At 40.1% G+C, this 486-nt stretch carries 1 pseudogene; it reads right to left on the bottom strand.

Annotated features, from left to right (window positions below):
- A pseudogene (locus tag ACJ5GX_RS03530) lies at window positions 1–88 on the bottom strand (murein hydrolase activator EnvC family protein); the annotation flags it as partial.
- Between the last annotated feature and the right edge of the window lie 398 nt (window positions 89–486).

The following is a 486-nucleotide window of genomic DNA, read 5'->3' as shown; positions in this document are numbered from 1 at the left end:
TTGTGTACTCTAGGTCTCTTTTCCCATAAAATTCTTCGCCTTTAAGTAGTACAGGTGCAGGTTTTTGCAGGCCACACCTTATCAGTATTCGGCGAGCTGTCCCTTACACCCTGTATTGCTAGTAGCAATATACTAACATTTCCAAAGTAGTCGATCGATCTGGAGTACCTTATGTAGACCACCAGGTGTACCATCAGGAGCCCACCTAAACTATTAGAGATACAGAAATGGTTCCTAAACAAAAGTTGTCCAGTATGATGGGCTGTTTCTTTTCACAAGTTTATAGAGGATCGATCCACTTTTTCCTTGTTAAAGAAGCAGCTCATCATACTGGCCAACTTTCGTTTTGGAACTATTTCTGTATCTCTAATAGTTTAGGTGGGCTCCTGATCGATCGTTTAACATTCTTACGTAAAAAAGCAAAAACTAAAAATATACAGCACCTACTAGTTTGACTTGGCTTATTTGGCTAGTAGAGCCGACTCA

Source organism: Wolbachia endosymbiont of Tuta absoluta (assembly GCF_059414725.1).
The sequence above is the reverse complement of the archived record's forward strand: the minus strand, read 5'-3'. Positions and strand labels throughout refer to the sequence as shown.